The 25,739-nt window shown below is 59.9% G+C and carries 26 protein-coding genes; 11 read left to right on the forward strand and 15 right to left on the reverse strand.

Annotated features, from left to right (window positions below; all coding sequences use genetic code 11):
• Positions 1 to 30: 30 nt before the first annotated feature.
• Complete coding sequence (locus K8374_RS23825) at positions 31 to 879, forward strand: Tim44 domain-containing protein (protein WP_224457454.1); 849 nt, start codon at positions 31 to 33, stop codon at positions 877 to 879.
• A 227-nt stretch (positions 880 to 1,106) separates the two neighbouring features.
• Positions 1,107 to 1,514, forward strand: coding sequence for an SMI1/KNR4 family protein (locus K8374_RS23830; protein WP_084855290.1), 408 nt, complete (start codon positions 1,107 to 1,109; stop codon positions 1,512 to 1,514).
• Positions 1,515 to 1,692: 178 nt separating this feature from the next.
• Here the strand turns inward: K8374_RS23830 and K8374_RS23835 are convergent, their stop codons facing one another.
• Complete coding sequence (locus K8374_RS23835) at positions 1,693 to 3,453, reverse strand: cation:proton antiporter (RefSeq protein ID WP_224457455.1); 1,761 nt, start codon at positions 3,451 to 3,453, stop codon at positions 1,693 to 1,695.
• Positions 3,454 to 3,775: 322 nt separating this feature from the next.
• Here K8374_RS23835 and K8374_RS23840 point away from each other — a divergent pair, with 322 nt between their 5' ends.
• Complete coding sequence (locus tag K8374_RS23840; protein ID WP_084855288.1) at positions 3,776 to 4,261, forward strand: acyl-CoA thioesterase; 486 nt, start codon at positions 3,776 to 3,778, stop codon at positions 4,259 to 4,261.
• Positions 4,262 to 4,409: 148 nt separating this feature from the next.
• On the opposite strand, the gene pdxY is transcribed toward K8374_RS23840, so the two are convergent.
• The gene (gene pdxY, locus K8374_RS23845; RefSeq protein ID WP_224457456.1) at positions 4,410 to 5,291 is read right to left on the reverse strand and encodes a pyridoxal kinase PdxY; all 882 of its coding nucleotides are present in this window, start codon (positions 5,289 to 5,291) and stop codon (positions 4,410 to 4,412) included.
• 117 nt (positions 5,292 to 5,408) lie between these two features.
• Between pdxY and K8374_RS23850 the strand changes: the two genes are divergently transcribed.
• A complete protein-coding gene (locus K8374_RS23850; RefSeq protein WP_224457457.1) occupies positions 5,409 to 5,801 on the forward strand; it encodes a DUF3301 domain-containing protein in 393 nt (130 codons plus the stop codon).
• Here K8374_RS23850 and K8374_RS23855 read toward each other — a convergent pair whose 3' ends face one another.
• Together K8374_RS23855 and zigA are read right to left on the reverse strand one after the other, a co-directional pair.
• The gene (locus K8374_RS23855; protein WP_224457458.1) at positions 5,802 to 6,770 is read right to left on the reverse strand and encodes a CobW family GTP-binding protein; all 969 of its coding nucleotides are present in this window, start codon (positions 6,768 to 6,770) and stop codon (positions 5,802 to 5,804) included. It lies immediately after the preceding gene.
• A 79-nt stretch (positions 6,771 to 6,849) separates the two neighbouring features.
• Positions 6,850 to 8,055 carry a zinc metallochaperone GTPase ZigA gene (gene zigA, locus K8374_RS23860; protein WP_224457459.1) on the reverse strand — a complete coding sequence of 402 codons (1,206 nt, stop codon included), beginning with the start codon at positions 8,053 to 8,055 and terminating at the stop codon, positions 6,850 to 6,852.
• 113 nt (positions 8,056 to 8,168) lie between these two features.
• Between zigA and folE2 the strand changes: the two genes are divergently transcribed.
• Positions 8,169 to 9,056, forward strand: coding sequence for a GTP cyclohydrolase FolE2 (gene folE2 / locus K8374_RS23865; RefSeq protein ID WP_224457460.1), 888 nt, complete (start codon positions 8,169 to 8,171; stop codon positions 9,054 to 9,056).
• A gap of 3 nt (positions 9,057 to 9,059) precedes the next feature.
• On the opposite strand, the gene K8374_RS23870 is transcribed toward folE2, so the two are convergent.
• Positions 9,060 to 9,587: a DUF3617 domain-containing protein gene (locus K8374_RS23870; RefSeq protein ID WP_224457461.1), complete on the reverse strand. Its 528-nt coding sequence runs from the start codon at positions 9,585 to 9,587 to the stop codon at positions 9,060 to 9,062.
• Positions 9,588 to 9,714: 127 nt separating this feature from the next.
• Between K8374_RS23870 and cls the strand changes: the two genes are divergently transcribed.
• Positions 9,715 to 11,154 carry a cardiolipin synthase gene (cls, locus tag K8374_RS23875; RefSeq protein WP_224457462.1) on the forward strand — a complete coding sequence of 480 codons (1,440 nt, stop codon included), beginning with the start codon at positions 9,715 to 9,717 and terminating at the stop codon, positions 11,152 to 11,154.
• A gap of 1 nt (position 11,155) precedes the next feature.
• Here cls and cfaB read toward each other — a convergent pair whose 3' ends face one another.
• A complete protein-coding gene (gene cfaB, locus K8374_RS23880) occupies positions 11,156 to 12,340 on the reverse strand; it encodes a C17 cyclopropane fatty acid synthase CfaB (RefSeq protein ID WP_224457463.1) in 1,185 nt (394 codons plus the stop codon).
• A 209-nt stretch (positions 12,341 to 12,549) separates the two neighbouring features.
• On the opposite strand from cfaB, the gene lpdA reads away from it, so the two are divergent.
• From lpdA to K8374_RS23895, 3 genes are all read left to right on the forward strand, one after another.
• Entirely contained in the window at positions 12,550 to 13,950 is a 1,401-nt protein-coding gene (gene lpdA / locus K8374_RS23885; RefSeq protein ID WP_224457464.1) for a dihydrolipoyl dehydrogenase, read from the forward strand.
• A 212-nt stretch (positions 13,951 to 14,162) separates the two neighbouring features.
• Positions 14,163 to 15,101, forward strand: a complete 939-nt coding sequence (gene choX, locus K8374_RS23890) for a choline ABC transporter substrate-binding protein (RefSeq protein ID WP_224457465.1) — start codon at positions 14,163 to 14,165, stop codon at positions 15,099 to 15,101.
• Positions 15,098 to 16,018: an alpha/beta hydrolase gene (locus tag K8374_RS23895; RefSeq protein ID WP_224457466.1), complete on the forward strand. Its 921-nt coding sequence runs from the start codon at positions 15,098 to 15,100 to the stop codon at positions 16,016 to 16,018. Before choX ends, K8374_RS23895 begins: the two co-directional genes overlap by 4 nt.
• Positions 16,019 to 16,636: 618 nt before the next feature.
• Here the strand turns inward: K8374_RS23895 and arsJ are convergent.
• Genes arsJ through K8374_RS23935 form a run of 8 tightly spaced genes read right to left on the reverse strand, consistent with a single transcriptional unit; the run spans position 16,637 to position 22,500 of the window.
• Positions 16,637 to 17,869 carry an organoarsenical effux MFS transporter ArsJ gene (gene arsJ / locus K8374_RS23900; RefSeq protein ID WP_044047293.1) on the reverse strand — a complete coding sequence of 411 codons (1,233 nt, stop codon included), beginning with the start codon at positions 17,867 to 17,869 and terminating at the stop codon, positions 16,637 to 16,639.
• Between the two features lie 9 nt (positions 17,870 to 17,878).
• Positions 17,879 to 18,883 (reverse strand): ArsJ-associated glyceraldehyde-3-phosphate dehydrogenase, encoded by a 1,005-nt coding sequence (locus K8374_RS23905; protein WP_013974856.1) that lies wholly within the window; start codon positions 18,881 to 18,883, stop codon positions 17,879 to 17,881.
• A gap of 32 nt (positions 18,884 to 18,915) precedes the next feature.
• A complete protein-coding gene (locus K8374_RS23910; protein WP_013974857.1) occupies positions 18,916 to 19,419 on the reverse strand; it encodes a cyclin-dependent kinase inhibitor 3 family protein in 504 nt (167 codons plus the stop codon).
• A 12-nt stretch (positions 19,420 to 19,431) separates the two neighbouring features.
• The gene (arsH, locus tag K8374_RS23915) at positions 19,432 to 20,148 is read right to left on the reverse strand and encodes an arsenical resistance protein ArsH (protein WP_013974858.1); all 717 of its coding nucleotides are present in this window, start codon (positions 20,146 to 20,148) and stop codon (positions 19,432 to 19,434) included.
• Between the two features lie 3 nt (positions 20,149 to 20,151).
• Complete coding sequence (gene arsB, locus K8374_RS23920; protein ID WP_054912979.1) at positions 20,152 to 21,213, reverse strand: ACR3 family arsenite efflux transporter; 1,062 nt, start codon at positions 21,211 to 21,213, stop codon at positions 20,152 to 20,154.
• A gap of 18 nt (positions 21,214 to 21,231) precedes the next feature.
• Positions 21,232 to 21,702: an arsenate reductase ArsC gene (locus K8374_RS23925; RefSeq protein ID WP_044047179.1), complete on the reverse strand. Its 471-nt coding sequence runs from the start codon at positions 21,700 to 21,702 to the stop codon at positions 21,232 to 21,234.
• 19 nt (positions 21,703 to 21,721) lie between these two features.
• Positions 21,722 to 22,078, reverse strand: coding sequence for a metalloregulator ArsR/SmtB family transcription factor (locus K8374_RS23930; RefSeq protein WP_044047180.1), 357 nt, complete (start codon positions 22,076 to 22,078; stop codon positions 21,722 to 21,724).
• 8 nt (positions 22,079 to 22,086) lie between these two features.
• A complete protein-coding gene (locus K8374_RS23935; RefSeq protein ID WP_044047181.1) occupies positions 22,087 to 22,500 on the reverse strand; it encodes an arsenate reductase ArsC in 414 nt (137 codons plus the stop codon).
• A 115-nt stretch (positions 22,501 to 22,615) separates the two neighbouring features.
• Between K8374_RS23935 and K8374_RS23940 the strand changes: the two genes are divergently transcribed.
• The gene (locus tag K8374_RS23940; protein ID WP_013974863.1) at positions 22,616 to 22,954 is read left to right on the forward strand and encodes an ArsR/SmtB family transcription factor; all 339 of its coding nucleotides are present in this window, start codon (positions 22,616 to 22,618) and stop codon (positions 22,952 to 22,954) included.
• A 42-nt stretch (positions 22,955 to 22,996) separates the two neighbouring features.
• A complete protein-coding gene (locus K8374_RS23945) occupies positions 22,997 to 23,539 on the forward strand; it encodes a flavin-containing monooxygenase (protein ID WP_013974864.1) in 543 nt (180 codons plus the stop codon).
• A gap of 209 nt (positions 23,540 to 23,748) precedes the next feature.
• Here K8374_RS23945 and K8374_RS23950 read toward each other — a convergent pair whose 3' ends face one another.
• On the reverse strand, positions 23,749 to 25,446 hold the full coding sequence (locus tag K8374_RS23950) for a phosphoethanolamine transferase (protein WP_044047182.1): 1,698 nt from the start codon (positions 25,444 to 25,446) through the stop codon (positions 23,749 to 23,751).
• Between the last annotated feature and the right edge of the window lie 293 nt (positions 25,447 to 25,739).

Here is a 25,739-nt window from a genome sequence, read left to right on the forward strand (position 1 = left end):
TGCAATCCACCCACAGGGGAAATCCCATCTATGCAACGTTTTCTTAGCATCGTACTGGCGCTGTGCGTCGGCCTGACGCTGAGCCTGGACGCCAACGCCAAGCGTTTCGGCGGCGGCAAGAGCTCGGGCTCCGCGCCTATCCACCAGACCCGCCAGGCTACGCCAACCACGCCGGCCGCCGCGCCGACCGCTCCTGGCCGTGCTCCGGCCGCCGCCAGCGGTGCTTCGCGCTGGCTGGGCCCATTGGCCGGTATCGCCGCGGGCGGCCTGCTGGCCTCCATGTTCATGGGCGACGGCTTCCAGGGCATGCAGATCCTCGACTTCCTGATCATGGGCCTGATCGCCTTCCTGGTGTTCCGCTTCATCGCCGCGCGTCGTCGCCAGCAGCAGCCGCAGCACGCTGCCGCTGGCCACGCACCCTACCAGCGTGAAAGCCATGCCCAGCCAGCCCAACCGTCGGTCTTCGGTGGCGCCGCGGCGCCTGCCGCCACACCGGTGATCAACGCACCGGCCTGGTTCAACGAGCAGAACTTCCTGAGCGCCGCACGCAGCCACTTCATGTCGCTGCAGCAGCATTGGGATGCCAACGAGATGGACAAGATCGCCGAGTTCGTCACCCCGCAGATGCTCGAGTTCCTCAAGCGCGAACGTGCCGACCTGGGTGACGGCTTCCAGTCCACCTACATCGACAACCTCGATGTGCAGCTCGAAGGCGTCGACGACCGCGCCGACAAGACCATCGCGACCCTGACCTTCCATGGTGTCTCGAAGACCTCGCGCTTCGACCAGGGCGAAGCGTTCAGCGAAAGCTGGCACATGGAGCGTGCACAGGGCGAAAACCAGCCTTGGCTGCTCGCGGGTATCCGCCAGAACGGCTGATTCTTCTGGCATGCATTGGGGCTGCCTTGCAGCCCTATCGCGGGACAAGCCCGCTCCTACAAGAACGGTGCAATACCGACCTGTAGGAGCGGGCTTGTCCCGCGATAGGGCCGCAAAGCGGCCCCAAGCTTTTTGTTTCCGCCCCTGCCCGGGGTTTTTGCTTTTGGCAGACTGGCCTACTAGGGTATAACGCGCAGCGTTGTCATCAAGGTCAGAGGATGTAAGCCGTGGAAGAAGTGATCGAACAACTCCGGGAAGCCAATGAGCCAGTCCCCGTACCGCTGGAGCTGCCAGACGAGGACTTGCTGGTAGAGATCGAAGAGCAGCTGTTCATCAATATTCCCTTCGTGTTCAAGGAATTTCTGCTGACCGTCAGCGACGTGGTCTATGGCAGCCTGGAACCTGTCACCGTCACCGATCCGCAGTCACACACGTACCTGCCTGACGTTGCCGCGAACGCCTGGGATGCGGGCGTGCCCCGAGACCTGATCCCCCTGTGCCAGGATGGCGACAACTACTACTGTGTCGAGGAAGACGGTACCGTGGTCCTGTGGGATGGCGATGAAGAAGCCATCGCCGAAGACAACTGGGAGTCTGTCTGGCATTGGGCCAGGGATGTCTGGCTGGAAAGCTGACACCTGCGCTGCACAGGGCCAGCAAAAGCCTACAATCTTTGTAGGCTTTGCCTACATGCCAAGCATGGCTCTTAGCCACCACTCCACGTAGAATCGCCTGGCTTTCTGCGCTTGGCCGCGTCGCTACCGCTCCATCCCCTCGGACTTCGATCAAATCAAGCGCAGAAAGCCCTCCCCCTCAATGGGTTTGGTCACGATTGTTGTCCAGCGTTTCCAGCAGCGCGATCTGCATGCGGGAATGAACCCGGATGAACCAACGCCATAGCAAAGCCACCACCACCGCTGCTACCACTGCGATCACCAACAAGAGCTCGTTGGTTGGCAGAATGCTCGCCGAAAGCGCGGACAGCAGCAGGAAGATCACCAACAGCGACAACAACGGAATCACCTCGGCAATCACTCGTCTCACACGCTGGGTATGCCGCCCGGCCATCTCAGGCTTTACGCCCAGTTCGGCGAGCAACATCGAAAGCGCCTTGAGCTTGCGGTAGGCAGCAATCAGGAACGGCAGCGACAACAACAGCGCGGCGCCCCAGATCAACGCCTTCTGCCGGCTGATATCACCGACCCACTCCATGAGCCAGGTGCCGATACGCTCAGCGAAATAACCGCCACTGAAGAAGATCGCGATCACCAACGCCAGGTTCACACCCACCTGCAACAGGATGCGCCGGATCATTGCGGCCACCATGGCGCCTTCCCCATGAGGCTGGATGCTGCGCAGCCATTCACCGTACAACGACAATACCCGCGCCAACCGAGCGGGCACCACCTTGCCGAGCTTCAGCGACAAGGGGTCGGCGGCGCGAATCAGGTAGGGCGTGAGTAGCGTCGTAATGGCCGAGACAGCCACCGCTACCGGGTAAAGGAAGTCACTGGTGACCTGCAAAGTCATGCCCAGGGCCGCGATGATGAAGGAGAATTCGCCGATCTGAGAAAGACCCATCCCCACCCGCAATGAGGTCCTCCCGTCGTTGCCGGCGATAAAGGCCCCCATGCCGCACGACAGCATCTTGCCCAGCACCACCGCCACGGTGATCACCGCGATCGGCCAGGCGTAGTCGACCAGCACGCGCGGGTCGATCATCAGGCCGATGGCCACGAAGAAGATGGCACTGAACAGGTCACGTACCGGTTCGATCAGGCGCTCGATCTTAAGCAGCTGCCGGGATTCGGCCATGATCGCACCGATCAGGAACGCCCCCAGGACCATGCTGTACTCGAGCTTGACCACCAACAGGCAAAAGCCGAAGCACAGACCCAGCACGGTGATCAGCAGCATCTCGTTGCTTTCGAACTTCGCCACATAGGCCAGCAGCCGCGGCACCAGCAGTATGCCGATAACCAGCGCGACGATCATGAACAGGGAAAGCTTGCCCACCGTGGAGAACACCTCGCCCGAACTGACCGTGCCGCTGACCGCGATGCCTGAAAGCAGGGCAATGATGCCGATGCCAAGGATGTCCTCCACGATCAGCACACCGAAGATCAATTGGGCGAAGCGCTCGTGCTTCATCTTCAGGTCGTTGAGCGCCTTGACGATGATGGTGGTCGAGGAAATAGCCAGGATCGCGCCCAGGAACAGTGAGTCCATGGTGTTCCAGCCAAACCAGCGGCCGATCTCGAAACCGATCCAGATCATCAGGACGATTTCCAGGAAGGCCGCGATGAACGCGGTGGCGCCGACCTTGAACAGCTTGCGCAAGCTGAATTCCAGGCCCAGGCAGAACATCAGGAAAATCACCCCGAGTTCAGCCAGGGTCTTGATGGTGTCTTCATCATGGATCAGGCCGAAAGGCGGTGTGTGCGGGCCGATGATGAAGCCAGCGACGATGTAGCCCAGCACGACAGGCTGCTTGAAACGGTGGAAAAGAATGGTGACCACCCCGGCCACCAGCATGATCACGGCCAGGTCCTGAATGAAGCTGATGGCATGCATGGCGAGGGACTCCTTTTCTCGTTGCCGGGGCAGACCGCTCCTCTGCCGAGGCAAACCCGAGCGAGCAGCAAGTACATACTGTTTCAATGCAGGAAAGCCCAAGTTGCATGGGCTCGCTCAGGTTAACATCGCGCCTGTGTGCGGAAAGCCGATGCAATATGAAGAAACAGATCGGCGATTTCGTCGCCAGCGATGGCATGATTCGCGTGACGATGGCGCTTCGGCCGACGTCCCGTACCAGGATGTGAAACCACATTGAGGGGAAACAGAAGTGTCTGCAGATACCCGCCCCGTTTCAGCGCAACCAACCCGTGAGCACACTATGGAACCTGGAAACGCCCAGTTGACGATGACTGTCCTGATGACCCCGGACATGGCCAATTTTTCGGGCAACGTACATGGCGGCACCCTGCTCAAGTACCTCGATGAAGTCGCCTACGCCTGCGCCAGCCGCTATGCCGGCACTTACGTGGTGACGTTGTCGGTAGACCAGGTGATCTTCCGCGAGCCCGTGCATGTCGGTGAACTGGTGACCTTCCTCGCCTCGGTCAACTACACCGGCAATACCTCGATGGAAGTGGGCATCAAGGTGGTGACCGAGAATATCCGCGAGCGCTCCGTACGCCACTCCAACAGTTGCTTCTTCACCATGGTCGCGGTCGACGACAACCGCCGACCAGTGCAGGTACCACCTCGCCAGCCACAAACCAGCGAAGAAAAACGCCGCTTCCTGCAGGGCCAGCAACGCCGGCAGATCCGCCAGGAGCTGGAGCAGCGCTACCAGAACCTCAAGACCGACTCGATCTAACCGTTACCCAAAGGCTTTGAATGCATTCCGGGCCCTTGTAGGAGCGGGCTTGTCCCGCGATCAAGGGCGAAGCCCTTGCCAGGCGACGGTGATATCGGGCCCGGATTAATCGCGGGACGAGCCCGCTCCTACAGGGGTCTCGTCAGCCTCAAGCGTTACCGACCACTAAACGCTGCGCTTGAAAGCGCACACGGGGATGGGCAATGCGATCCTGGGCCCGGATCAGCTGCAGCTCGTAGCTGGCGCAGGCCTGGGTCTCCAGCAACACCTCGTGCACCGCGGCCGCAGTGAACTCGAACGCCTGTACCCAGCTGTCACCCAGCAGCACGCGGGCCAGGAATAGCCCAGAGGTCAGGTCGCCCACGCCCACCGGCTGACGCGGGAACGCCAACAGCGGACGCTGCAAATGCCAGCAACCTTCGCCCGTGACCAGTAGCATCTCGAAACTGTCCTCGGCACGCCCCGGGTAGGCCAAGTGCTTGACCAGCACCACCTTCGGGCCACGTTCGAGCAGGCCTCGGGCCATGGCCACGCAATCTTCAAGAGACTGGGCCCTACGGCCACAGAAGCTGTCCAGCTCGAGCTGGTTCGGGCAGAGGATGTCCGCCACCGAAGCGGCCTCATCGAGCAGGAACTCGCTCACCTCCTCCGGGACGATGCAGCCTTTTTCCGCATGGCCCATGACCGGGTCGCACAGGTACAGCGCCCTGGGGTTCACCGCCTTGATCCGCTGCACACCCGCCAGGATCGCACGCCCTTGTTCGGCACTGCCCAAGTATCCGGACAACACCGCGTCGCAGTGGCCCAGCTCGCCGATGTTGGAAATGCCTTCCACCAACGCAGGAATTTGCGCAGGAGCAAGCACTTCGCCGGCCCACTGGCCATACTGTGTATGGTTGGAGAATTGCACGGTATTGAGTGGCCAGACATTCACGCCGACCCGTTGCATGGGGAACACCGCCGCGCTGTTTCCGGCATGGCCGAAGACCACGTGGGACTGGATGGCAAGCAGATGCGGTGTACGTTTCATGCGAATTTTCCAAAGCTGTTTCAAAAGTATGCGGCGCGCAGTATGTACCTGATTGCCACCTGTACGACAGGCCAGGGACACAGTTAAGCTGGACCGACCTGTTTGGAGCATAAGCAAATGTTGACCTTGGAGAACCTGTTCGTCCTGATGGTGATAGCCGCCGCCGGCGCCTGGTTATGGCACAACCACGGGCTACGCGAGAAGGCGCTCGCGCGGGTCAAGCAGCATTGCGCCAAGCTCGACCTCGAGTTGCTCGACGATAACGTCGCGCTCAAGCGCATCGGATTCGTGCGCGACGCCAACGGGCGCAAGCGCCTGGCTCGTATCTATGGGTTCGAATTCACCGTCACCGGCGAGCAACGCCATCCGGGTACCGTCACCCAATTCGGCGCCCACACCCTGCAGATCGAACTGGCACCCTACCCGTTCGAGATCAAGACGCCACCCAGGTCGGACAACGTCATCGAGATGCAGCAGTGGCGCCAGGAACACAACCGCTGGCATAACTGATCAATCATCCAGGCAGCAGGCAGCCAAGGCGGCCTTCAAGGTTTCCAGCGGCTGGGGCTGGTCGAAGATCAGTTCCAGGCGCGTGTCCTTGCGCCATTCGCTCGGCTGCCAGCTCAGTTCATCGCCGTTGAGGGCGTTGAACGACTGCCAGCCAATCGCGCTGTGGATAACACCTTTGGCCCGTCGCCACCGCCAGGCTTGCAGAAACCGCTCCAAGCGGCCCGAGTCGAAACGCTGCGTAGGGTGCCAGCGCCAACCAACGCTCCATCCCCCCTCCCCGGCCTGAGCGAGACAGACAGGTTGGCGTGGATCGGGCCAAAGCACGTTCAAGGCGGGCGCAGGTTCATCCACAGGTGGTTTATCCACAGATTCTGTCGATGCAGGCGCGCTGCTGGGTAGATGATCCAACGCAAACGCCCCATGCTCTGTCCAATAGGCTGGCAAATCGGGCAGTCGAGCACTTATCAACAGGCGGTTCTGTTCATCCACAGACGCCGATTTGTTGAAGACCAGCACTCCAGCTGCCGCCAAGGCCGTCTGCTGTGCTTCCGGCAATGGCTCGCCACGTGCCAAGGTCTGGGTATCCAGGACCATCAGCAGCGGTTGCACCGCCAGCACACCTGACCACGGGGCCTGCCGGAGCTGGCCAAGCAACTGCATCGGGTGGCCAAGCCCGGACGGTTCGATGAACAAGCGGTCGGGCCTGGCCTTGCGCAGCAAACGCCCCAGGCCGACCTGGAACGGCATGCCATTGACACAACACAGGCAGCCACCGGCGACTTCACCAATGGCAATACCTTCGTTGTCACGGCTCAGAAGCGCCGCATCCAGGCCCACCAAGCCGAATTCGTTGACCAGGACCGCCCATCGTTCATTCGGAGGGCGCTGGGCCAACAGCTGACGTATCAGGCTGGTCTTGCCCGCGCCCAATGGGCCTGCTATCACGTGGGTAGGGATATTCTGCAACATGGAAAAGGGCCTGGAAAAAGCGGTCGCCCCACTATGCCCCTTCGATCAAGCCCGTCAAGCGGCCTGGATATCCACAGGCTCAGGCAACTTCTTCATACCAAGGCCCGAAGGGGTCGTTGAAACGCAGCCAGGCCATTTCGCCCAAGGCCATTTCCTCGTCGGTCAACAAACACGCTTCCAGTTCTGTGGATAACTGCTTGAAGTCGACGTTTTGCCCGATAAATACCAGCTCTTGCCGGCAATCCCCACTTTCGACGGTCCAATGCTTGAGGATCGCAGCAGTACTGTCCTCGTCTTGGGGCCAATGCTCTCGTGGAACGAAGCGCCACCAGCGTCCTGCCATGCCATGGCGCATCATGCCACCGGCCTGGGACCAGCTGCCCGCCTCCTGGAACTTGCTGGCCAGCCAGAAGAACCCCTTCGAACGCAGCAAGCGGCCATTGGTCCACTCGCTGTGGATAAAATCGTGGAAGCGCTCAGGGTGAAAAGGCCGACGAGCTTGCCAAGTGGTGGCTGCAATCCCGTATTCCTCGGTTTCCGGCACGTGCTCGCCACGCAATTCCTGTAGCCAGCCAGGGGCCTGGGCCGCCTGTTCGAAGTCGAACAGGCCGGTGTCGAGGATGCGCTCCAGAGGCACCTGGCCCATGACCATGGGGATGATCTGCGCCCGGGCATTGAGGCTGCGCAGGATCGCCATCAGCTCTTCGCGTTCATGCTGGCTGATCAGGTCGATCTTGCTGAGCAGCAGCACATCGGCGAATTCCACCTGTTCGACCAGCAGGTCGGTGATCGAGCGCTCATCGTCCTCGCCCAGGGTTTCGCCGCGGCTGGCCAGGCTGTCGGCAGCCTGGTAGTCACGCAGGAAGTTGAGGCCATCGACGACCGTGACCATGGTATCCAGGCGCGCCATGTCGGACAGGCTGCGCCCCTGCTCGTCACGGAAGGTGAACGTTTCGGCCACCGGGAGGGGTTCGGAGATACCGGTGGACTCGATCAACAGGTAGTCGAAACGCCCTTCCCGCGCCAGCTTCGCCACTTCCTCGAGCAAATCCTCGCGCAAGGTGCAGCAGATGCAGCCATTGCTCATTTCCACCAGCTTCTCCTGCGCCCGGTTGAGGCTGACGTTGCGCTGTACCTCGCTGGCGTCGATGTTGATTTCGCTCATGTCATTGACGATCACGGCCACCCGCAGGTTTTCGCGATTGCGCAGTACATGGTTGAGCAAGGTGCTCTTGCCGGCGCCCAGGAAGCCGGACAGCACGGTGACAGGGAGACGGTTGGGCATAGGGGACCTCATCGGGCAAAGGCATTCGAAGCGATGCGTTGCATACGTTATATTATAACAATACAATTTCGCCAAGCCCGTGCGCCGCTGCTGCATTCACCAGGATCGCCAAGATGACCAGCCTGACCCTTCCCGATATCGCCACCCAAACCCAACCTCATACGCTCCCCCTGGACTGGGTTGGCATGCAGGGCATCGCCTTGCCATTGCGATATGAAGGCCGCGTTCTCTGCGGGCAAGCAGACGTCGGCGTCAATCTGGAAGATGGTGTTTCACGAGGGATCCACATGTCGCGCCTGTACCTAGCGCTGGAGGCCCTCGAGCAGGCCGAGCTGAGTCCGTTGTCGCTACGCCGGTTGCTGGCCGATTTCCTCTCGTCCCATGAGGGGTTATCGTCTGCGGCCTATGTGAGCCTAAGGTTCGATCACCTACTGAAGCGGCCAGCCTTGGTCAGCCCATTGGCAGGTTGGAAAAGCTATCCCGTTACCCTTGATGCGAAGATCGAAGATGAAATGTTCCACGTGGAACTATCCGTCGGGGTGCCCTACTCATCCACCTGCCCTTGCTCCGCCGCGCTTGCCCGGCAGCTGATTCAACAGCAGTTTCTTGCCGACTTCCCCACACGAATGCCCGACCAGGCCGCAATGCTGGAATGGCTGGGCAGCAACCAGGGCATCGTCGCCACGCCGCACAGCCAACGCAGCCAAGCACATGTCCGCGTCCAACTACGAGACAACCTGGATTACTTACCGATTACCGAACTGATAGATCAGGTCGAGACGGCCCTGGGTACTGCCGTGCAAACGGCGGTGAAGCGCGCCGACGAACAGGCGTTCGCCTTGGCCAACGGCCAGAACCTGATGTTTTGCGAGGATGCCGCTCGACGGCTACATCAGGCGCTGCGCACAGTAGAATGGACGGCTGGCTTCAGCCTGCGTGTGGAACATGCAGAAAGCCTGCATGCCCACGATGCGGTTGCTGCCAGCCAATACCGCTGGTGATGCTCAAGTGCGTGGCTTTACCGCACCGCAATCACTGCCCAGCCAGACGGCCCGGGTGTTCATGCTGCCCTGTTGCTGTACACCGGAAGCATTGAAAGTGCCGCTGACCTGGGTCAGGAATTCTCGATCGCTGAGGAAGGTCGCTTGCCCGTTACCTTGGGCTCGTGGGCAGCTGAACTGGAACTTCCATACGTTGCCCGTACGCTCGGTGATCTTCTGAGTGCAACCGGACTGAGGATCCTGCAAGGGAATGTCATCAGTCTTGACTTGCTCAGGCGTGAGACACGAACGCACGCCTTTTCCCGCCAGGGTGATCCCCTGCTTGGCCAATACCCCTTCCATCATGGCTCGCTGCTCCGGTGGCAGGTTCTTCAACTGCCCGAGCATGAACTCCATATTGGGTAACGGCTTGCCATCGACCTGCATGTTACTGGTGGTCAGTTCCCACAAGCCTGGTTGCAGCATCTGCGCTTGCACCAATGGTGCGCCCAGGCCCAATGCCAGGGCCAACAATGGCAGACGAATCTTCATGGATGAGTGCTCCTCGAAAGACCGGCTACTGGCCGGTTGAGCCTTAGACGCCATTTCCGCTTCCGGGTTGCAAGGCGGGCCTGGAACATGCTCTGTTATCCCGGTGCTCTCAGCAAGCAGGATGCGTATGGACTACCACAGCCCCTATTTCTTCGGCTATGTACTCGGCCTGATTCACCTGCTCGGCATCGTCGCCGCGCTGCATGCCGTATTCACCGTACGCACCGCCCAAGGCGCGATCGCCTGGGCCATGTCATTGTTCTTCATTCCTTACTTCACGCTGATTCCCTACCTGGTCTTCGGTGCTCGCTCCTTCTATGCCTACATCCAGGCCAGGCGCCAGGCCAACCAGGAGATGCACGTGGCCATGGCCAACCTCAATTGGCGGCCCTGGGTGGAGGAAGCCCTGACCGCACGCGAGTCGCTGAGCTATGCCGCCCTACGCGCGATGCCCAAGCTGGGGCCCATGCCCTGCCTGGCGAACAACGAGGTGAAGCTACTGATCGACGGCAAGGCCACCTTCGACGCGATCTTCGCCGCCATCGCCGAGGCACGCCAGGCGGTACTGGTGCAGTTCTTCATCATCCATGACGACAACCTCGGCCGGAAGCTGCAACAGTTACTGCTGCGCAAGGCCGCCGAGGGGGTGCGCGTCTATGTGCTGTACGACCGGGTGGGCAGCCATACGCTGCCGGCCAGCTATAGCCAGGCCCTGCGTGATGGTGGGGTGCAGATCCATGCCTTCGCCACGCGCCGCGGCTGGTTCAACCGCTTCCAAGTCAATTTCCGCAACCATCGCAAGATCGTGGTGGTCGATGGCTTGCTGGGCTTTCTGGGGGGCCACAACGTCGGTGACGAATACCTCGGCGAACATCCCCGGCTATCGCCTTGGCGCGATACCCATGTCCAGGTCAGCGGCCCGGTGCTGGCCTGCCTGCAGGAGTCGTTTGCCGAGGACTGGTATTGGGCCACGCGTGAATTGCCGCCACTGATCCTGCCCGACACCTACCCGGAAAACGGCGTGCTGTGTCAGGCATTGGCCAGCGGCCCGGCCGACTCCCAGGAAACCTGTGCGCTGTTCTTTCTCGAAGCTATCCACTCGGCCACCCGCCGGGTATGGATCACCAGCCCCTACTTCATCCCCGATGAAGCGGTATTCGCGGCACTGCGCCTGGCGGTGCTGCGCGGGGTCGATGTGCGCATCCTCATTCCGGCACGGCCGGACCACCGTATCGTCTACGCCGCCTCCAGCCTGTTCGCGTTCGAGGCGGTACGTGCTGGTGTAAGAATGTTCCGCTACCAGCCAGGGTTCCTGCACCAGAAGGTGGTGCTGGTGGATGAAGAAGTCAGTGCGATCGGCAGTGCCAACCTGGATAACCGTTCATTCCGTTTGAATTTCGAGATCACACTGCTGACCGTGGACCGCACCTTCGCCGACCAGGTCGAGGCTATGTTGTTGAAGGATTTCGAGGAGGCCAGGGAAATCAGTGCCGACGACAGCCGTGATACGCATCGCCTGCAACAGCTCGGGATGCGTATCGCGCGGCTGATATCGCCGATCCTTTGAATTAACGGTAAAGGTCTTCGCGGGTCCAAGGCAGGTCGTGATGCCCATCTGCGTAAGGCTTCACCGCGAGGATCTGGTGCAGGTTGATCCAGCCCTTGGAGAAGGCATAGGCACAGCCGGCCAGGTACAGGCGCCAGATGCGCAAGGTCTTCTCTGGTACCAGGGCGGCGGCCTTGTGCAACTGGTTCTCCAGGTTCTCGCTCCAGTGGTTGAGGGTCTTGGCGTAGTGCAGGCGCAGGCTTTCCACATCGACGATTTCAAGCCCTGCTTCGCAGATACGTGCACTGATCATCGACACATGCGGTAGCTCGCCATGGGGGAAGACATAGCGGTCGATGAACTCGCCCGCCCCCCGCCCTACCGGGCGCCCATCCACGTGCTTGGCCGTGATGCCATGGTTCATCACCAGGCCGCCTTCGCGCACGGCACCGAACAGCTTCTGGCAATACAGTTCGAGGTTGGCATGGCCGACGTGCTCGAACATACCGACGCTCACCACCTTGTCGAAGCGGCCATCCTGGGGCAGGTCCCGGTAGTCGAGGATCTGCAGGTCGACCTGATCGGCCAACCCTTCTTCCTTGACCCGTTGGCGGCCCAGTTTCAGCTGCTCCTTGCTCAGGGTGATGCCGAACACCTTGGCGCCGTATTCGCGCGCGGCGAACCGCGCCAGCCCACCCCAACCGCAGCCCACGTCGAGCAGGTAGTCACCGGCCTGCAGGCGCAGCTTGCGGCACAGGTGGTCGAACTTGTTCTGCTGGGCCTCGTCGAGGGTGTTGTCCGGTTCGCGGAAGTAGGCGCAGGAATAGGCCATGTCCTGGTCGAGCCAGAGCTGGTAGAACTCGTTGGACAAATCATAGTGGTAGGAAATGGCTTCAGCGTCCGTGTCCTTGTCATGCGCGGTACGCTCAGGGGGTGTTTCGTCTTCGTCCTCCAGCAAGGCTTCGCTGAGCTCGTCGCAGACCCGGATGACTTCCCCGATATCGCCTTCGAGCTCGAGCTTGCCTTCGACGAAGGCGGCACCCAGTTCATCCAGGCTCGGATGGGTCAGCTGGGAGATCAGCTGAGGCTCCTTGACCAGGATGGTGACCTGCGGGCTCGGCCCCAGGTCGAACTGGTTGCCGTCCCACAGCTTCAGACGCAAAGGCAAGTGCAAGCTCTGCAACGCAGGTGGAAGTTGCGCAAGCATGAATGACCCTCCCTTTCATTTTTCCAGACGTCGCGCCTCTAATTGGGACGTCACCGGGAACAGGGTAGTTCATTCGTGGGAAGTTTCCGTGAATACAGACCTTGGTCTAGAAGCATCCGAAACAAATTGAAGGCATTTTTGTATACAACTTTCCTTGTGCAGACTAATCTTGTGGCCCTCTTGCGCTTCTTCACTCCTGGAGTAAACCCATGAAATCCTATGATGTGGTGATCATTGGCGGCGGCCCCGGTGGCTACAACGCAGCGATCCGCGCCGGTCAGCTGGGCATGAGCGTCGCCTGCGTGGAAGGTCGCTCGACCCTCGGCGGCACCTGCCTGAATGTCGGCTGCATGCCATCCAAGGCGCTGCTGCATGCGTCGGAGCTCTACGAAGCGGCCACCGGCGAGGAGTTCGCCCACCTGGGAATCGAGGTCAAGCCTACGCTCAACCTGGCCCAGATGATGAAGCAGAAGGACGAAAGCGTGACCGGCCTGACCAAGGGCATCGAATACCTGTTCCGCAAGAACAAGGTCGACTGGGTCAAGGGCTGGGGCCGCCTCGACGGCGTCGGCAAGGTCATCGTGAAGGCCGAGGACGGCAGCGAGACCACGTTGCAGGCCAAGGACATCGTCATCGCCACCGGTTCCGAACCCACCCCGCTGCCGGGCGTGACCATCGACAACCAGCGCATCATCGACTCCACCGGCGCCCTGTCGCTGCCCCAAGTACCCAAGCACCTGGTGGTGATCGGTGCCGGCGTTATCGGCCTGGAACTGGGCTCGGTGTGGCGCCGCCTGGGTGCCGAAGTGACCGTGATCGAATACCTGGACCGTATCTGCCCCGGTACCGACGAGGAAACCGCCAAGACCCTGCAGAAAGCCCTGGCCAAGCAAGGCATGGCCTTCAAGCTCGGCAGCAAGGTGACCCAGGCCACCCCATCGGCCGACAGCGTCAGCCTCACGCTGGAACCTGCAGCGGGCGGCGCGGCCGAAACCCTGCAGGCCGACTACGTGCTGGTGGCTATCGGCCGCCGCCCTTACACCCAGGGCCTGAATCTGGAAAGCGTCGGCCTTGAAACCGACAAGCGCGGCATGCTGGCCAACGAGCATCACCGCTCCTCGGTGCCAGGCATCTGGGTGATCGGCGATGTCACCTCCGGCCCGATGCTGGCGCACAAGGCCGAGGACGAGGCGGTCTCCTGCATCGAGCGTATCGCCGGCAAGGCCCACGAGGTCAACTACAACCTGATCCCAGGCGTCATCTATACCCGCCCGGAACTGGCCAGCGTCGGCAAGACCGAGGAACAGCTCAAGGCCGAAGGCCGCGCCTACAAGGTCGGCAAGTTCCCCTTCACCGCCAACAGCCGCGCCAAGATCAACCATGAAACCGAAGGTTTCGCCAAGGTCATCGCCGATGCCAACACCGACGAAGTGCTGGGAGTGCACCTGGTGGGCCCAAGCGTGAGCGAGATGATCGGCGAGTTCTGCGTGGCCATGGAATTCTCCGCCTCGGCCGAGGACATCGCCCTCACCTGCCACCCTCACCCAACCCGCTCCGAGGCGCTGCGCCAGGCTGCAATGAACGTGGATGGCATGGCCATGCAAATCTGATCGCATCGAAACGAGGTTGCATCGAAAAGGGCGAACACAGGTGTTCGCCCTTTCTTTTTGACCTGCTCGGCTAAGGTTTCCACGGTCGCCACCGTGCAACTGCGAGTCGCCCCAGTGCGATTTTTTATTTCTGGCTGCCCGTAACGTGAGCGACAGCCCCCACTGCGCGGGGCCCCACGACATAACAACGATAATGTCCCGAGGGAGAAGTCATGAAGCGATCGATCACAGCGGCCACCTGCGCTGCGTTGTTGAGCGTTGCCAGCGGTACCTGGGCCGCCGAGCCGGCTGCCTGCCAGAACGTGCGCATGGGCTCGGTGAACTGGACCGATGTGGTCGCCAGCAGCGCAGTGGCCGAGGCCCTGCTCGACAGCCTGGGCTACAAGGTCAAGCAGACCAGCGCCTCGCAGCAGATCATCCTCGCCGGCATGGCCGAAAAACGCCTCGACATCTTCCTCGGCTATTGGCAGCCGACCATGCAATCGGTGGCCAAGCCCTACCTGGACAAGCAGCAGATCGACGTCATCAGCCCAGCCACCCTGAGCGATGCGCAGTCCACCTATGCTGTTCCCGCCTACGCCTATGACGCAGGCCTGAAGACCTTCGCCGATATCGCCAGATTCCGCGACAAGCTGAACAACCGGATCTACCTGATCGAACCGGGCAGCGGCATGAACCGCATCACCCAGCAGATGATCGACCAGGACAAGTTCGGCCTCAAAGGCTTCCAGGGCGTGGAGTCCAGCGAGGCCGGCATGCTCACGGCGGTGAAGCGCGCCGTCAACCAGCAGAAATGGGTGGTGTTCGCCGGCTGGAAACCACACCCGATGAACCTGCAGATCGACATGAAATACCTCTCCGGCAGCGACGATGCATTCGGCCCGAACGAAGGCTCCGCCACGGTCTCGATCATGACCGCCGCCGGCTACCAGCAGCAGTGCGGCAACGTCGCCAAGCTGCTGCACAACCTACGCTTCACCAGCGAGGGCGTGAGCCAGGTGATGGCGCCCATCCTGGATCGCACCGCGCCGCTGGAGGCCGCCCGCGCCTGGCTCAAGGCCCATCCTGAGCAGGTATCGACCTGGCTCGCCGGGGTGACCACCTTCGATGGCAAACCTGCCGACGCGACGCTGGTCGCCAGCCAGCAATGACCCCATCCCCCCTGTCGGCCGGTATGACGGCCTTCATCGAGCGTACCCGCGCCTTCGCCGTGGCGGACTCGTCGCTCGCCGCTCAACGCGCGGCCTATTCGCGCATGGCCGCGGCCTTCACCCCACCGGCCCCGGCAGGCGTGCAGGTACGCGACCTGAAGCGTGCCCAGTTGCCACCGTTGCGGTTGTTCTACCCAGCCTGCCCGGCGCCGCCGGGCGGTTGGCCCACCGTGCTGTTCCTGCATGGAGGCGGCTGGATGCTCGGCGGCCTCGATTCGCACGCGTTCTTCTGTGCAGAACTGGTCACGCGGCAGGGTTTGCTCGTAGTCGCGGTGGATTACCGGCTAGCACCGGAACATCCCTTCCCCGCCGCACTGGAGGACAGCCTCGCGGCCTGGCGTGCACTGCGTAATGGCCTTGTCGGCGAGCCTGTGGACTGCGCGCGCATGGCAGTGGTCGGCGACAGCGCCGGTGGCAACCTCGCCGCTGCCCTGTGCCTGGCGTTACGGGATGCCGATGAGCAGCAGCCCTGCGCCCAGGTATTGATCTATCCAGCCCTTGGAGACGGGGACACTGCTTCGCGACGCGAATGCGCCGATGCGCCGCTGTTGTCCAGAGAGGACCTGCAGGCGTGCCTGGACGCGTACCTGCCCGAATCCAACCGAAGCTACCTGGCATTGCCCTTGCGCGCGCATGACCTGCACGGGCTGGCGCCAGCCATTATCAGCGTCGCCGAGTTCGATCCCCTGCGTGACGATGGACTACTGTATGCCGAGCGGCTACGTGGCGACGGGGTGGCTGTGGATTATTTTCCAGGCCATGGGCTGGTGCATGGGTGCTTGCGGGCGAGGGGGTTGCCGGAGGTGCAGCGCTTGTACGAGGCGTTGTTCGAGGCGCTGGCCAGTAGGATGGCCTAACTGTCGGGCGGCCTGGTGTTTATTGGGGCCGCTTTGCGGCCCATCGCGGGACAAGCCCGCTCCTACAGGGACCTCGCCATCCGCGAGGCTTGCGTGATCCTGTAAGAGCGGGCCGCACATGTTGCTTATTAATAAACTCTGTCACAAAACCTCTGGAAATTCGCGGCCTAGCGGGGAGGTTGATCCTGTGGAAGCGAAATTAAAGGTTGTCACAAAGCATCGCTTTTCAAAAAATCTCGGGGGTTTTCGTTTAATAAAGGTTGTCACAACAATAACGGTTGTCACAGCAAAGGTTCAGCCGGAGAAAAATCGCAGGGGTACGCCTCGGAAAAAACCCGAAAAAATTATGATGGTATCTTTTGTGCTTGGAACGGAGACAGTGGAGTTAGAGAATTGAACTGTGCCAGGACGGTTGCGCTAGAGAAAAACTCCCCGGGCGCGTCATTGACCAGCCAGTCGGTGGGTTGGGCGATGTCATGATGGTCCCGCCTGTGGCGGAGGCGCGTAAGCAACACGTTCTGTGAACGGGGTGTCCCGCACGGCCCGAAATACCGCAGCAGAAATGGAGCACTTTGTGATGAAAGCGAAGGCCTGATGGCTTCCGCATTTCCTCTCAGATCAGTGCGTCTGCTGTGCCATTTCAGTGTGCCTGGGCAGAGCAATCGAGATGAGTGCAGCGACCAATACGAAGACGCTGGAAACCCACAAGCAAGCCTCCAACCCATAGGCCTGAAACACCCAACCTGACAGCAGTGTGCCGACCAAACGACCGAGGGCGTTGGACATGTAGTAGAAGCCTACATCCAGGGAGACGCCATCTTCCTTGGCATAACTGACGATCAGGTAGCTGTGCAGCGATGAGTTCACGGCGAACAGCACACCGAACAGCATCAACCCACCGAGCAAGACTACCTTTGCCGACCAGCCTGCCGACAGGCCCACGGCAATGAGCGCAGGCAGTCCGGCCAGAGCGATTGCCCAGATGAAGGCTGCTCGGCCATCGGGTACATGACCACGCCTCTTGCCGGTGATATGGGGGGCAAACGACTGGACGATGCCATAGCCGATTACCCAGACGGCCAAGAAACCGCCGACCAGCCAGAAGTCCCAGCCAAACGCAGAGCTCAGGTACACCGGTAGTGCCACGACGAACCAGATATCCCGCGCACCGAACAAAACCAGCCGTGCGGCCGAGAGGATGTTGATGGCCCGGCTCTTGGACAGCATGTCGCGGAACTTCGGTTTGGCCTTGGCCTTGCCCAAGTCCTTTTTCAGCAGCATCAGACTACCGATCCAGATCAGGGCCAGCACCGCCGCCATGGCCAGCACCGCCTGGGTGAAACCGAGCAACGCGAGCAATGCTCCCCCGAGGAAAAAACCCACGCCTTTGAGAGCGTTCTTCGAGCCCGTCAGGATGGCCACCCATTTGTAGAGGATGCCTTGCTGGCTGTCCGGCACCAGGAGCTTGATGGAGCTCTTGGCGCTCATTTTGTTCAGGTCCTTGGCGATGCCGGAGAGCGCCTGGGCCGCCATCACCCACGGCACCGTCAGCGAGGCTGCTGGTACCGTGAGCATCAGCAGGGCGAAGACCTGCATGCCAAGGCCGATGTTCATGGTGCGGTTGAGCCCCAGGCGGGCGCCGAGGTAGCCGCCCACGAGGTTAGTGATCACGCCGAACACTTCGTAGAACAGGAACAGCGCCGCGATCTGCAGCGGCGTGTAGCCCAGCGAATGGAAGTGCAGTACCACCAGCATGCGCAAAGCGCCGTCGGTAAGGGTGAAGGCCCAGTAATTGCCGGTAACCAGCAGGTACTGACGCACTTCCGCAGACAGGGCTGACAACGCCTTCATGATCGCCATTTACTCCGCTGCGCCGACCAGGCGTGCTAGTTCAACCGCACGGTTGGCGTAGCCCCACTCGTTGTCGTACCAGGCGTAGATCTTCACTTGGGTACCGTTGACTACGAGGGTGGACAGCGCATCGATGATCGAGGACCGCGGATCGGTGCGGTAGTCGATGGACACCAAGGGGCGTTCTTCGTAGCCCAGGATGTCCTTCAGCGGTCCTTCGGTTGCGGCTTTCAGCAGCGCGTTGACCTCTTCAGCCGTTGTCTCACGTTCCACTTCGAACACGCAGTCGGTCAGCGAGGCGTTGGCCAGTGGTACACGTACGGCGTGACCATTCAGCTTGCCGCGTAGCTCGGGGAAGATCTCGGCGATTGCGGTGGCAGATCCCGTGGTGGTCGGGATCAGGCTCATGCCCGAGGCTCGGGCGCGACGCAGGTCCTTGTGCGGTGTATCCAGAATGCTCTGGGTATTGGTGAGGTCGTGAATGGTGGTGATCGAGCCGTGGCGTATGCCCAGGTTCTCGTGAATCACCTTGACCACCGGGGCCAGGCAGTTAGTGGTGCAGGAAGCGGCGGTGACGATACGATGCTGCGCCGGGTCGAATAGGTGCTGGTTGACGCCCATCACCACGTTCAGTGCGCCTTTCTCCTTCACTGGAGCGCAGACGACCACACGTTTGACGCCTTGATCCAGGTAGGCCTGGAGTACGGCTACCGACTTCATCTTGCCGCTGGCCTCGATGACCAAGTCACAGCCCGACCAGTCGGTGTCCGCGATGGTCTTGTTGGCGGTGACCTTGATGCGCTTGCCCTCGATCACTACCGCGTCGCCCTCTGCGCGGGCTTCACGGTGCCAGCGTCCGTGGATCGAATCGAAGTTGATCAGATGGGCATGGGTCTCGGCGTCACCGGCCGGGTCATTGATCTGCACAAACTCGAATTCCGGCCAGTCCCAGGAGGCGCGAAGCGCCAAGCGACCAATACGGCCAAACCCATTGATACCTACTTTGATAGCCATGTTCTTTTTCTCGAATCGCGATTAGCGAAAGGTCAGAGGGTGTCGCTGAACTGGTTGATATACCCAACGTGCGCAGGGTTCTGGATCGCACGTGGACGCAGGGCCTGGACCTGGGAAACAGCTTCCTGCACAGGGATGCCGCACTCGATCATCAGGCGGGCGGCAAACAGGCCGGTGCGGCCAGAGCCGCCCTTGCAGTGAATGGCGATCGTCTTACCGGTCATCACCAGCTCTTTCAGGCGTTCCCGGTGAGCCTTCCAGGCGGCCGCAAACGGCTCACCGGGCGCTTCGTCATCCTCGACCGGCAGGTGGAACCATTCGAGGCCCAGCAGTTGGCACTCCTCGGGAAGCAGATCGATCTCGTTCTGCAGCAGTTCTTCACTCGGCATCAGGGTTACCAGCGCGCTTGCGCCGGCATCGTGCAACGTTGCCAGAGCCTGAGATACCGATGTCTCCTTGGTACCTGGGCACGGAGTGAAGATCAGCTGGCCGACCAGTTCGGAATTAGCCAACACTGAATACGGGTGCAATTGCATGCTCACAAAGCCTCAAATGGATCGTTGATTGACACGCTTGGATAGTTCTTCAGCCGACTCTTTACGTTCGGAGTAGCGATCGACCAGGTAGTCGGAGCGATCACGAAGCAGCAGGGTGAACTTCACCAGCTCCTCCATTACGTCGACAACACGGTCGTAGTACGAAGAGGGTTTCATGCGACCCGCCTCGTCGAATTCCAGATAGGCCTTCGGCACGGACGACTGGTTAGGGATGGTGAACATGCGCATCCAGCGGCCGAGGACGCGCAGCTGGTTGACCACGTTGAAAGACTGCGAGCCGCCGCAGACCTGCATCACCGCGAGGGTTTTGCCTTGAGTGGGGCGCACGGCGCCCATGCTCAGTGGAATCCAGTCGATCTGCGACTTGAACACGCCAGTCATCGCGCCGTGGCGCTCTGGCGAGCACCAGACCATGCCTTCCGACCACAGCACCAGGTCGCGCAGCTCCTTGACTATGGGGTGGTCATCGGGCACGTCATCCGCCAGTGGCAGCCCGGTCGGATTGAAGATCCGCGTCTCGGCACCGAAGTGCTCCAGCAGGCGTGCCGCTTCTTCCGTCAGCAGGCGGCTGAACGAGCGTTCGCGGGTCGATCCGTACAGCAGCAGGATGCGAGGGTTATGGGTGGACTTTTGCTCGACTGCCAGTTTGTCTGCTGTCGGCAGGTCGACCAGATCGTTGTCGATATTCGGGATATGGTGTTCGGTCATGATTTACTCCTGAGTCAAGGCGCCAGATGGCTGATCGAACCAGCGGCGCTTGAGCCACAAGGCCACGCCCACCAGGGAGATCAGTACCGGCACTTCCACCAAGGGCCCGATGACGGTGGCAAACGCGACCGGCGAGGCAAGGCCGAAGGTGGCGATGGCCACGGCAATGGCCAGTTCGAAATTGTTGCTCGCTGCAGTGAACGCCAGCGCCGTGGTACGTGGGTAGTCAGCTTCCAACAGCTTGCCCATCCAGAAGCTGATGAAGAACATCACCACGAAGTAGATGGTCAGCGGGATAGCGATGCGCAGCACATCCAGCGGCAGTTGCAGCACCATGTCGCCTTTCAGGCTGAACATGGCGACGATGGTCAGCAGCAACGCCACAAGGGTCAGCGGGCTGATCTTCGGGATGAATCGCTCCTGGTACCAGGTCTCGCCCTTGCTGCTGATCAGGATCTTGCGGGTCAGGAAACCAGCCAGGAACGGGATGCCCAGGTAGATCAGCACCGATTGGGCGATATCGAGGAAGCTGGTCTCAATGACGCTACCTTCAAGGCCAAACAGCGGCGGCAACAGCCCCAGGAAGATCCAGGCGTACACGCTAAAGAACAGGATCTGGAAAATGCTGTTGAAGGCGACCAGACCCGCCACGTACTGGTTGTTGCCACCGGCGATCTGGTTCCACACCAGCACCATGGCGATGCAGCGTGCCAAGCCGATGAGGATCAGGCCGGTCATGTACTCAGGCTTGTCGGAAAGGAAGACAACGGCCAGCCCGAACATCAGGACCGGGCCGATCACCCAGTTCTGGATCAGCGACAGGGCAAGGATGCGCTTGTCCTTGAATACCTGTGGCAACTCCTCGTATTTCACCTTCGCCAGAGGTGGGTACATCATTACGATGAGGCCAATGGCGATGGGGATGTTTGTCGAGCCTACCGACAGGCTATTCAGCCACGCAGGCAATCCCTGGAACAGGCTGCCCAGACCAATGCCCAGGCCCATGGCCAGAAAGATCCACACCGTCAGGTAGCGGTCTAGAAAGGAAAGTCGGCTTTTGCTCATGGTGGATCTCCCTAAACGTCAGAGCGTTCCGATACGGGCCAGCTCGGCCTTAAGCTGGGCGGCATCCAATTGTTCGAAAGGCAGCGCGAGGAATGCATTGAGGCGTCGTTTGATCTGCTCAAGCGTGACGTCGAACGCTGCGTCCAGTTCGGCGGTGTTGCCCTGCTGGTCAGAAGGGTCAGAAAGCCCCCAGTGGGCTTTCACTGCTGGTCCGAAGAACACGGGGCAGGCTTCGCCAGCGGCCTTGTCGCAGACGGTGATGACAAAGTCCGGTGCCAGCTCGGCATGCGCGTCACTTGACTTGCTGCTGAGGCCCTCGGTGGAGATACCAGCACGCTGCAGCGCGGTGATGGACAGCGGGTGCACATCACCCTTTGGCTGGCTGCCGGCGCTGTAGGCCTTCATGCCGGCCGGGGCCAGATGATTGAAAACAGCCTCGGAGAGGATGCTGCGGCAGCTATTGGCGGTGCAGAGGAACAGAACTTTCATCGGTTTTTCTCGGCAATGATCAGCAGCAGGAGGCGACGCGTTGAGGGCGGTCACCCATTGTGTCCAGTCGTTTAGTGCTAGCACTCAGCCATTCGCGGTTGGCCTCCAGCGTCGTCGCCAGGACCTCACGTACCCAGCCGGGAAGCGATGGATGCAGGCGGTAATAAACCCACTGGCCCTGACGCCGGTCTTCCAGCAGGTCACACGTGCGCAGTTGCGCCAGGTGGCGGGAAACCTTGGGCTGGCTTTCTTCCAGCGCGCAGGTCAGTTCACAGACGCAGAGTTCTTCCTCGCGAGAGATCAGCAGCATCATCCGAATGCGGTTCTCGTCGGCGAGGCATTTGAAAACCTTGGTAGGTGTCAGCGAGTCAGTCATAGCAATTCTCAGTGTTTAGTTTTCACGAGGACGAACATTTTGATGCGCTCATGAATCTCATGAAGCGTGCGTCGGAAGGCATCGTGTTGGTCACTGGTAACAGGGTCTTCGAAGTTCCACGCCAGAACCTCGCCGAGGGCAGGCAAAGTAAGGCACTCATGGGCTGCCTTGTCGCAGAGCGTAATCAAGTAGTCGAACCGTTCCCCTGCAAACTCGTCGATGGACTTGCTGCGTAGAGCCTTGGTATCGATATCGAGATATTCGAGGGCGTCATAGGTGCGCGGATCGACTTGGCCAGGCTGGGTACCTGCGCTAAAAACTTCGAAATGCACAGGGTCTGTGTGCCGGAGCAAAGCTTCGGCGAGCTGGGAGCGAGCGGCGTTTGCGGTGCAAACAAACAGAACGCGGGTCTTGCCAGTCATCACTTGGTACCCTGAGTGTATATGGTTTTTCGAATATACGCTTTTTCGAATGTGTCGCAACCCCTCGATGATGGGTGGCTTTACATGTGCGCGTTCATGCACATATATTGGCTGCATGACGACCAACCAAAATCTCCGTGCTCAAGCCATCGAAGCCGCCATCGAGTCGCTAGACGAGACCTTCTTCAAAGCGCTTTGCGAGCCTTCCAGAGTCGCGGTTTTCAAGCGCGTACTTTTGCTCGGCCGGGCGGATGTCGGCGAAATCGCCAAAGAGCTGCCACAGGAGCGCTCGGTGATCTCCAGGCACCTGCAGGTATTGCATGACGCCAAGATCGTGAAGGCCACCAAGGTGGGTCGGCAGGTGTTCTATGAAGTAAATGGTGGGTCGATCGTCGAGCGACTGGAGGGCCTGCTCCAGCGAACCAAAGGTCTAGTATCGATCTGCTGTCCGTAGTCCGGCCTTTTTTTGCCTTTAGATATGCATGAGTGCGCATATATGAATGAGTTGGATCGCGTTCTGGATGTGGTCGTTATCGGTGGTGGGCAAGCAGGTTTGGCGACTGGCTGGCATTTACAGCAGCACGGCTTGGATTACCTCATCTTGGATGAGCAGACATCCCCGGGCGGTAACTGGCGTAACTACTACGAAAGCTTGCAGTTGTTCTCACCATCGGAGTACTCAGCGCTGCCGGGGCGAGCGTTTCTTGGCGATCCCAAGGACTACCCGGTGCGAAATGAAGTGGTGCAGTACCTGGAGGCATACGCCGCCGAGTTTCAGCTCCCTTTTCAGGGCGGTACCCGAGTGGTGGCGGTCGTACAGAAGGGCAAGGCATTTGAGGTTCGCACCGCCAACGGAGCGAATTTCACTACGCGTGCTGTGGTAGTGGCATCAGGTGGCTTCAGCCGTCCTTTCATGCCTGACATTCCTGGGCTAGAGAGCTTTTCAGGACACTGTCTGCAGATAAAAAAGCAGCTCCGAAAAGCTGCTTTTCTGCCCTACTCCCCCTTTTTATGCTTGTGGGGTTTCAGGTCTGGGTGATCCTTCTGCTTCTCAGGCGTGACCCGCTGCCTCTTGTCCGGAGTGCCATCTTCGTTGGTGCGTTTAGGGCCTGGCTTGATGCTCATGCAAATTTCCTTTTCCGCTTGGGTTGTTGAGTACTGCTATGTAGTTAGTCGAGCTTCTGGCTGCTGTCAAAGCAGCTCGATGTGGAATCGCTATCGACCTCACGTGTTCAGCCCGTTGCAGCATTAGAGGCCTGAGTAGGTGCTTCCGGTCAAAGTCTTGCAAGGGGCAGTAAAATCAAGAGCTGAGCGATACGAGGATGTCTGGACGTTCATCATCCCGAGTACGGTGTGGAACAGGTTGTCGTGGCTCAGTGGCGAGCTCGTCTGTGCTTTCAAGCAGCCCACATTGAGGCGTTCGCTTTTCGCGAGAGAATCAGACATCCAGAGCACCAATGGCACCTTGGTTTGCTCATCTGGGGCCATCGCATAGGGCAGCCCATGCAGGTAAAGACCACCCTCTCCCAGTGACTCTCCGTGATCTGAGACGTACATGAGCGCAGTGTCGAATTTGGTATTCGCAGCCAGGATGTCGATCAGCCCGGCCGTCACGTAGTCGGTGTAGAGGATCGAATTGTCGTAGGCATTGATCACCTCCTGCTGCTTACATTTGTCGAGCTCATTGGTCTCGCAGACCGGCCCGAATTTCTTGAACTGCGGGGGGTAGCGCTTGTAGTAGGCCGGGCCGTGACTACCTTTGTAGTGGAGCACCAGGACTGCATCGCCTTCCTGACGCTTGATGAAGTCCTCCATCTCCGAAAGCAGCACCCCGTCCTTGCACTCGTCGCTGGTACACAGTTGAGCATCTGCGTGTTGGGTAGCCTTGTGGTTTGGCACCCGATCACAGACCCCTTTGCAGCCCGAATTGTTATCAGTCCACATGACACTGATGCCTGCCCGCTGAAGCACATCGAGCAGCCCTTCTCGGCTCTTGGCCAAGCCGTCCTTGTACTCATCCCTCCCGACGTCCAAGAACATGCATGGCAGGGAAACCGCAGTGGCAGTGCCGCACGAGCTCACATTCGAGAAGCTGATGACATTGCGCTTTTCCAGCTCTGGATTCGTATCGCGGGAGTAGCCATTAAGGGAGAAGTTGGCGGAACGTGCGGTTTCCCCCACTGCCAGTACCAGCAGCTTGGGTTTGCGAGCCGCTCCCTGCCTGGTCACCACGGCGTCGGTACCAATGGAGGTCAGCGCTTTCGGTGTGGCCAGCTTGCGTTTCAGGTAACCATGACCGGCAGCAAACAAATTGGTGGGAACCAGAATGAGCCGGATCTCCCGATTGTTGCGTAGGAGGGAGGCATAAGACTGGTACTGGCTCAGCACGATACCAGCAAGGGTTACCAGTGCGAGCGACAGGACGATGAGTCTGCTACCCAACGCTTTGGTCCAGGGCTTGCGTCGCAGGGGCACCAGACAGATCAGGTAGACGGGCAATACCCCTACCATTGCCACCCAGAGGCCAAGTTTCCAGTTCAGTAGCTCGGACACCTCACCGACGTCGGTCTCCACGACGTTGGTGAACATCGTGTAATCAATGACGATGCCGTAAGCACTCATGAAGTAGCTGGCGAACGACGCGCTGATCAGCACCAGGCACAGCAGAGGTTTTGCGAGTCTTGACCATGACAGCAAGCTAAGTACGGTGAACACCCAAACGAACACTACGACTGGCAGGCTGGCGGCGAGCAACCAGTTAACTTCATCAGTGTTGAATGCCAGGCGCCAGAGCACACGCCAAAGCTCAGCGTTCACGAACAACAACAACCAAAAAGTTACTAGCGCGATGAGTAAATTGGTGCTGATGCCTTCCTGTCTAACTTTGCGAATAGCATGGATCCATTTACTTAACAGGATGTGAACAATGGATTTAGAAGGTGTCATTATCAAACTCTAGGGAGCTGCTCATCCATGGCGCTGGTTATGAATAGTCGGGAGCTAAACGGCAAGCCATCGACAGACACTGAGCGAATCAGGCCGTACAGAGCGCCAGAGACCTTGATCCCCTTAGCCTGAGGACGCTTAGGATGTGTGAGGCATAGGATTAAATGAGAAATTAGCTCTCGCTAGGCGCATTATTTCCGCCACACGATAACGTCATGATGACTTCGCGATTACAATGCTGACAGAATCGCGATAATGACTTTTTCGATTGTAAATGCTCAGGCTATGATAAA

The organism is Pseudomonas sp. p1(2021b), from assembly GCF_020151015.1.
Classification (GTDB): Bacteria; Pseudomonadota; Gammaproteobacteria; order Pseudomonadales; family Pseudomonadaceae; genus Aquipseudomonas; species Aquipseudomonas putida_K.